Source organism: Chitinophaga varians, from assembly GCF_014529945.1.
In the GTDB taxonomy this organism is placed as follows: Bacteria; Bacteroidota; Bacteroidia; order Chitinophagales; family Chitinophagaceae; genus Chitinophaga; species Chitinophaga varians.
Map to the genome: position 1 here is coordinate 435869 of NZ_JACVFB010000007.1, position 10921 is coordinate 446789.

The following is a 10921-nucleotide window of genomic DNA, read 5'->3' on the forward strand; positions in this document are numbered from 1 at the left end:
ATTTTTTATTAAATTGCACAGATTGCTACCTTAAAGATAGGGAATCTTTCCTTACGGCACACGTTGCTTATTCATTTTGTTCACACCCGCTCTCTCCTGATTATTTTATTCATTACTGTAGTGCATCACTATCGCGTCCGTTTTCTTGGTAACTTCCGTGTTACAGGAAACCCGATTTGATTAACCTCTTAACCATTCTTTCTATGGAGAAGAACCGCCCCCCTGTTGTCCCGACCTATTTTCATAGTCTGGATGCTTTCAGGGGCATCGCGGCTGTGATTGTCGTCCTCTTTCATTGGCAAATGTTTTTTTATCCTGACGATGTATTTACACCCGGCGGTGAACTAAACGCTTCGCTACCTTTCTATTCAACGTTATCCATTTTCTATACCCATGGAATGGTATCGGTAGATATTTTCTTTCAGCTCTCCGGTTTTATCTTCTTCTGGTTGTATGCTGATTCTATCGCTGTCGGTAAAACGAGTTTCAGAAAATTCTCTATTTACCGTATATCCAGATTATACCCGCTACATTTCGTCACACTGCTAGCGGTGGCCGTTTTACAGGTATTCATGTTACAGCGGATGGGTCATTACTTTGTGATCCAATATAATGACGCCTATCACTTTTTTCTGAATCTTCTCTTCATACAAAACTGGGGATTTGAAACAGGACCATCTTTTAATGCGCCTTCCTGGTCTGTATCTGTAGAAATATTTCTTTACCTGCTGTTTTTTCTGATTTGTAAGATGAAATGGCATACCAACAAAGCACTGTTGCTGCTGCTAATCCCTGCTGGCGCACTGATGCAGCACTTTACCATGCTTGTGGGGAAGGGTGTGTTTTCGTTTTTTCTGGGAGCGCTATTGTATTATATCTTCCGTTATCTTCTTCAGCGCAAAAACATTCGGACCTGTTTCCGGGTTATCAGCATAGTCACGATCGTTCTCTGGACGGTGGTCATCGTATCTTACTATTACTATCCTTTCCTGCAACAGGCATGGATGAACAACATCGGCAGATTACGCCCTGGTCTCAGCGCAGAGCAATCCGCTGCCGCATATGGTGTTGTCAGGAATCTGTTGTTCAGGATCACGGTAGCGCCCTGTACGATATTGTCTCTGGTGTTGCTGGAAACTGTATGGAGGCCCTTTCACCATCACTGGTCTATTCTTGGTAACTGCAGCTATGCAATTTACCTGCTGCATTTTCCACTGCAGATAGCTACGGTGTTAACCATGCAACAGCTGCATCTCGACCGGCGTTTGCTGCTCACTCCATGGACAATGATTGCTTTTATCAGCATGGTGATCCTTCTCAGCCTGGCCGTTTACTATTATTTTGAACAGCCTGCGCAGGACAAAATCAGACAGGCCACGCTTTCCCGGCGGAAAGGCATATTGGCATCCTGAAGTTTATGCATGCCTCCAGTGAAAAGCACTGAATGGCTCCGATATAATAATCCGTAGTTCACATTTAAAAGCATCAGGTACCCGTATGCAGTCATTTCGTATGACCTTGCTGATCCTGGCCCTTTGGATGGCAGGATGCACCGGCAGCAAGAAGATAACTTACTTCAACGACATAGCTGCCACTACCGGCCACGCCTCCGTTGCACGGTATCCACAGCTGAGAATCCAATCGGGAGATGTCTTACAGATTATCGTCAGCACCCCGGACAAGGATGTCACACAACTCCTCAATCCTAATATCCCTGGCACTCCCGGCCCGTCGGGAACCGGTATAGATCAGGGATACCTGGTAGACAGCGCCGGATATATCCGGATGCCCATCGCAGGCAGGTTGTTTGTCAGAAATAAAACCACCGCGGGGATCGATGAGCTGGTGACAACCGAACTATCGAAGACGCTGAAAAACGTGTATGTGTCCACACGCATGGTCAGCTTCAGGGTCTCGGTGCTCGGGGATGTGGCTCACCCCGGCTCCTTCAGGGTAGGCGCCGAAAGAACCTCCATCCTCGATGCGCTTAGCATGGCAGGCGATATGAACACCACTGCCGACAGGAAAGATGTAATGGTCATCCGTGAAATAGACGGCGTGAGATATTACACGTCACTCAACCTGAACGACAGTAAAACAATGAGCTCACCGTACTTCTATCTGGCCAATAACGACGTGGTGTACATTAAACCCGGTTCGGGCAAACAATTCCCTACGTCGAAACTGGTACAGCTGCTGCCTGTTATACTTAGTGCCATTTCGCTGGCGACTACCATTATTCTTCTTAGTAAATGAAATAAAGTACCATGGCACCGCTCAAAGCAATTCACAATCGGCCGGCCGCCATTGACATCGGCGACCTGTTCAGGAAAATGCTCTTCCACTGGCCCTTATACCTGCTGGCCATTCTGTTGGCCATAGCAGCGGGATGGGCCTACCTGCGGTATACACCGCCCTCCTTTATGTCGTCGGCACGCCTCTACCTGAAAGATGAAAAAAAAGGTAACGGCGAAGAAACAGATGTGCTGAAATCCCTTTCCCTGCTGGGCAGCGGCAAAAACATGGAAAACGAAATGGAAGTGCTGCACTCCCCTATCCTGCTGCAACGCGTTATCAGCAGCAATCATTTCAACGTCCGCTATTTTAGCCCCCATCACCTGCAGGACAAAGAATGGTATCCGAAATCACCTATCGTGATTCAAGTGCTGAGCGACAGCACCCGCACCGGCAATTATACTTTCGACGTGTCCCGCATCCGGCAGGACTTTGACGTGAAAGCACGCATGGGCAAAGACAAACGTACTGTACACTTTACGGTGGGACCCAACATCCCTTTTTCCTTCGGGAAAGATACCTTCGCCCTGCAAGCCGGTCCGCTCTCCTTTGCTGAATCAGGCACCTGCCGCATCGAAGTGGATTCCGCAATAGAACTGGCCTACAAATCCGTTGACGATATCACCACGGCGCTCGTTAACCGCGACGCCACGGTGATCGTGATCACCTATAAAGACCCTGTGGCAAGGCGGAGCGCCGATTTCCTCAACGCACTGCTGGATGAATACAACGACTATACCCTCAGCGATAAAAATAAAGCCGGCGTAAAAACCATCCATTTCCTCAACACCCGCATCGACTCCCTCAAAGAAGAACTGGGACTGCTGGAACGCTCGGAAGAACAATTTAAGGTACAACGCGGCATCACCGACATCGACGCCAGTTCCAAGCTGGCACTGGAACAGGTGAAAGACGCAGACATCAAACTGAACGAAGCCAATCTGCAACTGGCGGTGATGGACCAGGTAGAAGAATACATCAATACCCCCGATAACCGCACGCCGTTCACGCCACTCACCGGCACGGTCGACCAAACACTGACAGGCATGATCAACCGCTATGAGGAAGCCCTGCGCGAGCAACGGAAACTATCGCTCGCGGTGCAGCCCTCCAGTTTCCTCATGCAAAACGTGGAGTCACAGGTGACCGCCGCCCGCAGCACCATCCACGACTACATCAGCGGATACCGCCGCAATGCAGGTGTGGCACAACACGCCACCCAACAAAAAGTAAATGCCATTCAGGGCAAAATAGCGAGTATCCCCTCCTACGCACGGGAATATGTCAATATCAAAAGACAACAAAGCGTGAAGGAAAACCTCTACCTCTATCTGCTGAAGAAAAAAGAAGAAGCTTCCGTCACCAACGCCAGTAACGTGATAGATAACAAAGTCATTGCACCGGCCTTTGTACCGGAGAAACCCGTAACACCCAAAAAACCATTTATCTTCATCAGCTTCGTGGTACTGGCGGTAGTCGCCGTCAGCATCTATGTATACATCAAATACTTCCTCAATCCGCGAATACTCAGCCGCAAGGAAATTGAACAGGTATTTAACCTGCCGGTGATCGCCGAAGTCTTCCAGCAAACGGAAGGCGCACGCGACTTTTCTCTCAATAACCATGCGGTACTTACGGAACAGATTTTTAATCTCCGTACCAACCTCCGCTTCCTGCTGGCCGACCACAAAGGTCCCGCCACGGTGATGCTGACCTCCAGCATTTCCGGAGAAGGCAAAACATTCCTGTCGGCCCACCTCGCCAATTCCCTCACGGTGAATAACAAAAAGGTGGTGCTGCTGGAAATGGACCTGCGCAAACCCAAGCTGTCCAACTTCTTCGGCATGGACCACAAAAACGGCATCACCAACTATCTCGTTGGCAACAGGTCCATCGATGATATCATCCGGGAGGTACCAGGGACCAACAACCTGTACATCGTCTCCGCCGGACCGATACCCCCTAATCCGATTGAACTGATAGAAAGTCCGCGGATGGCCAGCTTACTGGCAGAGCTCAAAAACAGGTTCGACTATATCATCATCGACACCTCTCCGGTAGGCATCGTATCAGACGCTAAAAGCATTGCCACTTACGTGGACTGCACCCTGTTTGCCATCCGGTACAACTATACCCACAAAGCAAGACTGATAGCCATGGAAGAAAGCATGAAAGAAACGTTTTTCAGGAAGAAAGGACTCATATTCAACGGTATTGTTCAGGACACTTTTTATCCATACTACTATTACGGTAAATATTCGTACGATGAAAGAAAAACCCGTAAAGGCAGCTGGATGACCATCTTCAAAAAAACAGCCAAACGAATTGCGTAAAGTATTTGAAAACAGCAGCTGGCTGCTGATCGACAAAATCAGTAAGCTCTTCCCGGGCATACTGGTGCTGGCCCTGATGGCCCGGCACCTTGGCCCCCGTGTGTTTGGCATCTGGAACTATACCATTGCCTTCAGCACCATCATGGCCAGCATCGCCGTGTTGGGAATGGACAAGCTGGTGATCAAAGAACTGATGGCCGCCGAAGAAAACCATTCGCGCATTGTCAGCACCATTGCATTTATGCGGCTCACAGCAGCGCTGGCCTGTATGCTCCTCAGCATCTTCCTGGTCCACCTGATGAACCCCGGACCGGTATATCTGCTGTGTATTATCTTCTCTTCCTTTACCGTACTGTTGCAGTCGTTTGACGTCATGGATGGTTTTTATCAGGTCAATAACAGCCTGAAAACCGTGATCGTACCCAAGGTGACGGTGTTCCTGCTTTTCTGCGCCATCAAATGCGTGGCTATCTTCTGCAACGCGACGCTGCCCGTTTTTCTCTGGATCACGCTACTGGAGCTCGTCACCACTTATGTATGGATACTGGGGAAATACAGCCTGCAATTCAGTCCTCCTTCGCTGCGACTGGTGAGCCGGCGTATGGCGTGGCGACTGCTGGGCGACAGCTGGGTGCTCATTATGGCGAACCTGGTGGTGGTGCTGTTCATGAAGGTAGACAACATATTGCTGAACATCCTGGCCACGCCGGAAGAACTAGGCAATTATGTGGTAGCGGTGCGTATTTCGGAATTGTGGTATGCCCTTCCTACCGTGGTGTCTACCGCCATGCTGCCGATGTTGTTCCGCAAAAAAGAAGAAGACCAGGGCGCTTATCTGCAAACACTGGGCAGATGGTTGCGTATCTCCTGCTTCATCAGTCTGTCGCTGGCCATCGTCATCAGCCTCTCGGCCGGTATGCTGATACAGCTGTTGTACGGCTCCGCCTACGCTACCGCGGCAGGCATCCTCCGCATCCATATCTGGTCCGCCATACCGGTATTCCTGATGATGGTGGTGGTGCAATATCTTTTTGTGGAAGGAAAATTCAAACTATACCTGTATGGAAATATGGTCGGCCTGGTCCTGAACGTCGCCATCAACTTAGTGCTGATACCGCATACCGGCGGGAAAGGCGCCGCCATTGCCACGGTGGCGGCCTATTTCAGTGTATACCTGATGATGGTGGCGCTGGACAAAAGCGGTCAGGCGTGGTTTCTCACCCGGGAAATGATTCATCCCGTAAGGATATATACCGATATAGCAGACATAAGTCATATCCTGCGCAAATCATGGAGCAACTATTTGTTTACAGGTTCCCGCAAATCAATTACCCATGAGTAAGGTAAAAAATATGATCAAGAAGATCCTGGCTGCCCTGTTCCCACGTATCCGATACGGGGTGATGGCCTACAGTTCAGAGGGAGAAGACCTTATCCTCCGCCGCATCTTTGGCAGAAAACACAAGGGCGTATATGTGGATGTAGGCGCCCATCATCCATTTCGTTTTTCCAATACCTACCTGTTTTACAAAAAGAACTGGCGGGGTATCAATATAGACCCGCAGCCCGGCATGCAGGCGCTGTTCAATAAGTACCGGCCTCATGACACGAACCTGGAAATGGGCGTTTCCGGCATACCGCAGGAGCTGACTTACGCCATTTTCAATGAACCGGCACTCAATACCTTTTCCGCAGAAAGGGTACAGGAATATACCCAGAAACCAGACTATCAGGTGATTGACAGGAAGACGGTAAAAACCGCTCCACTGGCCGATATACTGGACCGTTACCTTCCTGCCGGCACATCGATCGATTTTATCAGCATCGATGTGGAAGGCATGGACCTCGAAGTGCTCCGCTCCAACAACTGGGACAAATACCGGCCGTCTTACGTGCTCGTGGAATCACAGCCGTATGACATAGAAAAGGAAGACAGTGAAGTACTCAGTTTTATGCGGGAGATGGGATACAGCATTTTCGCCAAAACCTGCTACACCTATTTTTTTAAAAACAACCGGTTAAACGGTACTGAATGGTTATGATGCAAACCCCTGTCTTGATATTGATCTTTAACCGGCCCGACAAGGTGCAGCAATTGATGGACCACCTGCGCGGGCAGAGACCGGCCCATTTGTACATCGCGGCTGACGGCCCCCGTGCAGACCGGCCCGGCGAAACCCTGCAGTGCCAGGCAACGCGGCAGACTGCTATATCTGCCATCGACTGGCCCTGTGACGTGAAGACACTCTTCCGCTCACACAACCTCGGTTGTGGCAAGGCGGTGAGCAGTGCTATCGACTGGTTTTTTGAACACACTCCGGAAGGTATTATCCTGGAAGATGACTGCCTGCCAGACCCTACTTTTTTTGCTTTCTGCACTGCCATGTTACAGCACTACCGTAACGATGCTTCGGTGATGCATATCAACGGCAGCAATTTTCAGTTTGGACAGCGCCGGGGACCGGCTTCCTATTACTACTCCCGCTTTGCCCACGTATGGGGCTGGGCATCCTGGCGACGGGCGTGGCAGCAGTATGACTTTACGCTGGAACGTTATCGGGGGCTATCTTCCGAAGGACTTAGCACCATGCTGAAACATGACATGAAAGCCGTTTGTAATCAACAGCTCGACACCTGGGACGTACAATGGTTCCTCAGCGTCTGGTTTAACCAGGGCTGGACGATCACGCCTAATGTCAGTCTCGTTCGGAACACCGGTTACGGTAGCGCCTCTACGCACACATTACGCGAACCCCGGTGGTTCAGGAAAATAAATTACGGGCAGCTGCCTGTCATCATACATCCGGCAGAGCGCCACCTCGACGAAGCAGCCGATCAGTATGCCGCTGCGGTGATGTATTCGCCGAGCCGCTGGTATACTGCCATGCGCAGCATGATCAAAGGCAATCCCATGCTCTTCCGGCTCTACCAGCGACTGATGATTAAAAACAAAGCACAAAAATCAAAAAATATCCAAATAACCCAATAACTAAATAACTAAATAACAATGGATACCGCCTATCTGGACCTAAGAAGCAGTAACCTCTTCGTGGAGATCTTCAAGGAATGTATGCCCTTGGTAGTCGCCACCTGGTTGCTGATTGCCTATAACCGGAAGCGGATCAATATCCTTGACCTGTTGTTGTATGCCTTTGCGACGGAAGCCTATACCCTGATGGCGGTTGGCCCCACTTTCAACGCGTCTTTTTTTGTTGGCCTGTATCTCACCATCAGCCAGATTCATCAGGTACTCTCCGGCCGTTTGCCCATCCGGCGGGAATATATGCTGCTATTATTATTACCGTTGATTTCCCAGATGATGGTGATGATGGTGAGCCAGCTGTATGAAAATCCTTTTTCTGTGGAAGGCAGTCCCACCGCCTTTTATATCCGCCCGATCTATTTCTATTTAAAAAACTATCTCCCGCTCTTTGCGATCGGCTCCCGCATTTTACAGGAGCGCGACACCATTTCTTTTGAAGGGCTGGTGCGCACCATGAAAAAGATCGCGCTGTATTCCGCCGGTATAGGTATTCTACAGCTGTTTGTACAGGTAGTGTTGCACAATGATATTCTGGGAGAGCTACTGGGCCTGCAACAACGGTATATGCTGGAACAGATCAACGGCCCTATGGGCGTAAGGATCCAGGCATTCTTTGCGGAACCCAAGGTGTTCTGCGCGTTTATATCCCTGACTATTCCTTTCTTTTTACGCGACCGCGAATACAAGTCCGCTATCTGGGTATTCCTGATGGCGGTACAAACATCTTCCCAGACCTTCTGGATCAACATGCTGTCGGCCGCTATTGTATTTATTCTACTGAAACCTATCCGGTCGGTACGTTTCAAGGCACTGGCCAGCCTGGGTGTGATCATCTGTATTTTCCTCAGCATTGCCAGCGCCAAAGATGTACTGATGCAGTACTACCTGAAAAACAGGAACGAGCCTATCTCCCGCATGCTGCTGGAGCGGTCTCTCAGCCGGTACGACACCCAGTATTGGCAGCAGGACAACCAGATATTGGGCATCCCGTTGCAGCGCGATATGGAGCTGCCGGTGGTGGATTTTCTGAGAGATCATCCATATCTGCTGTGGACCGGCTATGGCCCAGGCAACAGTACGTTTATACCCGGACATTATTTCTCCGGGCTGATGCGGTACATGCAGCAGCTGGAAGGTGTAGGCGGCCATAACCTGAACATGCGGTGGTTTTATATCCTCGCAGAGTTTGGCATGATAGGGCTGTTTCTTTTCTTTTGGTTGCTGACGAGGGCCGACAGACAACTGCCGTCTTTTCAACGCAACTACCTGGTGTATGTGGCGGTATGCTTTTTTTTCAGCCAGATAGATCTGTTCCTCCTCATCATGGCCATGTTGTGCCAGCCCGTGCCGGAAGAGGAGCAGGTACATCGGCCTTTATTAACGTGAAGACAATGAAAATATATCTGGACAATATTGTTTTTTCTATTCAACAGGCCGGTGGCGTTTCCGCCTACTGGCTGGAGCTGCTGAAAGGTGTCTGCCACAGCGGGTTACCGGTGTACATGCTAAATGCCAATAAAGCGTCCGACAATGTTTTCGAACAGCAGATCGCTTATCAGCATTGGCCCTGTATCCGGGAGAGCATCCTGCCGCGTGGAGTGCTGCGTTATCTGCCGCTCCGGTACCGCCTTCCCGCCGGCGCCGTTTTCCACGGTGGTTACCTGCGCGTGTCGCCACAAAAAGATGTGCTGAACATACTCACCGTACATGATTTCGCCCATGAGCGGAAACTGTCCAGCCCTTTTCCGCGCGGGCTGGTCAACATCCGGCAGAAAGCTTACGGCATCCGTAAAGCAGACGGCATCATCTGTATTTCCGACAGTACGCGGCAGGAGCTGCTGCATTTTTATCCGCAGACAGATCCGGCTAAAATAACGGTCATACATCATGGCATCAGCGACGATTTTTTCCCGCATGTGCTGTCCCCCCCACCGGGGCTGTCGGCGCGGCTCACGCAGCGGCCTTTTGTGCTCTATGTGGGTGGCCGTAACCATTACAAAAATTTCGGCGCTGCCGTAGATACGCTCGCATTGCTGCCCAAAGAATATCAACTGCTGACCATCGGCGGAGGGCCGCTGAGCAAAGCTGAAGCGGGACTGCTGCAACAACGCATACCAGGCCGTCATCAGCAGTTGACCGTAGCCAGCAACCAGGAGTTGAACTACCTGTACAACAGGGCTTTCTGTTTGCTGTATCCTTCTATTTACGAGGGTTTCGGGTTTCCGCCGGGAGAAGCCATGAAAGCGGGATGCCCCGTAGTAGGCTGTAACCGTACGTCTGTGCCTGAAGTAGTGGGCGACGCCGGACTACTGACCGCCACGCCACATGCCGAAGCCTTTGCCGCCAGCATCCGCCTGCTGGAGTCAGACCCCTTCCGGCAACAGATCGTTCAGAAAGGGTATCAGCGCGCCAGCCTGTTTTCCTGGAAAAAAACCATCGCAGAAACTATTCGTTTTTATCATCATTGCTGGAACCATAAATTTTCAGAACATGAATATTCTGTTTAAAATGGCGGATGCCGCCAGAGTCATGATCCGGTCGGGAAGGGGGCCCGGAGCCTTCCTTCAGGGAGGCGCATCCATCGCCTCCACACAACTGGTCCATAATTGCAGCCACTATATCCGCTCGCTGCATACCATACTGGACGTAGGCGCCAATAAAGGCCAGTTTGCACTGGCCGTGGCCCACCGTTACCCCCAGGCCCGCATCTATTCTTTTGAACCGGTGCCGGAAACCTTTAGCCAGTTGCAACAACACACCCGGAAAATCCCCGCTATCCGGACTTTCAACTTTGCCCTGGGCAGCAGCACCGGAAGCCTCGAATTCTATAGCAACGCGTATTCTCACGCCAGCTCGGCCCTACAGGTGTCTGATCAACAAATACAACTGCAACCACAAACTGCACGTACCCGCAGGATGGTGGTACCCGTAAAACAACTGGACCAGCTGTCGGACCTGCCGCTGAGAAGCCCTACCCTGCTAAAGCTCGACGTGCAGGGCTTCGAACAGGAAGTGCTGCGCGGCGCCACTGCCACGCTCCGGCAGATAGATTACCTGTTGTTTGAAACCTCTTTCATCCCCATGTACACCGGAGAACCCCTTTTCGATGAGATGCATCATTTTGTAAAATCGCTCGGATTTGACTTTATCGCACCAGTCGGATTCCTTCAGTCAGACAATCTTCAGATCCTGCAAATGGACCTGTTGTACCAAAGACAAAATGAACGTTGAAAACTCCCGTATGTGATTA

General features: G+C 50.6%; 9 protein-coding genes. All 9 read left to right on the forward strand.

Annotation, left to right across the window (positions count from 1 at the left end; all coding sequences use genetic code 11):
- Positions 1-203: 203 nt before the first annotated feature.
- The 9 genes from ICL55_RS30480 (at position 204) to ICL55_RS30520 (ending at position 10902) form a co-directional block, all read left to right on the forward strand.
- On the forward strand, positions 204-1412 hold the full coding sequence (locus tag ICL55_RS30480; protein ID WP_188104866.1) for an acyltransferase family protein: 1209 nt from the start codon (positions 204-206) through the stop codon (positions 1410-1412).
- Positions 1413-1497: 85 nt separating this feature from the next.
- Positions 1498-2256, forward strand: a complete 759-nt coding sequence (locus ICL55_RS30485; RefSeq protein WP_188104868.1) for a polysaccharide biosynthesis/export family protein — start codon at positions 1498-1500, stop codon at positions 2254-2256.
- An 11-nt stretch (positions 2257-2267) separates the two neighbouring features.
- Positions 2268-4628 carry a GumC family protein gene (locus ICL55_RS30490; protein ID WP_188104870.1) on the forward strand — a complete coding sequence of 787 codons (2361 nt, stop codon included), beginning with the start codon at positions 2268-2270 and terminating at the stop codon, positions 4626-4628.
- Positions 4621-5970 carry a flippase gene (locus ICL55_RS30495; RefSeq protein ID WP_188104873.1) on the forward strand — a complete coding sequence of 450 codons (1350 nt, stop codon included), beginning with the start codon at positions 4621-4623 and terminating at the stop codon, positions 5968-5970. Before ICL55_RS30490 ends, ICL55_RS30495 begins: the two co-directional genes overlap by 8 nt.
- The gene (locus ICL55_RS30500; protein WP_188104875.1) at positions 5963-6670 is read left to right on the forward strand and encodes an FkbM family methyltransferase; all 708 of its coding nucleotides are present in this window, start codon (positions 5963-5965) and stop codon (positions 6668-6670) included. Before ICL55_RS30495 ends, ICL55_RS30500 begins: the two co-directional genes overlap by 8 nt.
- Positions 6667-7617 (forward strand): glycosyltransferase family 2 protein, encoded by a 951-nt coding sequence (locus ICL55_RS30505; RefSeq protein WP_188104877.1) that lies wholly within the window; start codon positions 6667-6669, stop codon positions 7615-7617. The genes ICL55_RS30500 and ICL55_RS30505 overlap by 4 nt, the downstream gene beginning before the upstream one ends.
- A gap of 18 nt (positions 7618-7635) precedes the next feature.
- Positions 7636-9057: an O-antigen ligase family protein gene (locus ICL55_RS30510; RefSeq protein ID WP_188104879.1), complete on the forward strand. Its 1422-nt coding sequence runs from the start codon at positions 7636-7638 to the stop codon at positions 9055-9057.
- 5 nt (positions 9058-9062) lie between these two features.
- Positions 9063-10178 carry a glycosyltransferase family 4 protein gene (locus tag ICL55_RS30515; protein ID WP_188104881.1) on the forward strand — a complete coding sequence of 372 codons (1116 nt, stop codon included), beginning with the start codon at positions 9063-9065 and terminating at the stop codon, positions 10176-10178.
- On the forward strand, positions 10162-10902 hold the full coding sequence (locus ICL55_RS30520; RefSeq protein WP_188104883.1) for an FkbM family methyltransferase: 741 nt from the start codon (positions 10162-10164) through the stop codon (positions 10900-10902). Before ICL55_RS30515 ends, ICL55_RS30520 begins: the two co-directional genes overlap by 17 nt.
- Positions 10903-10921: the final 19 nt, after the last annotated feature.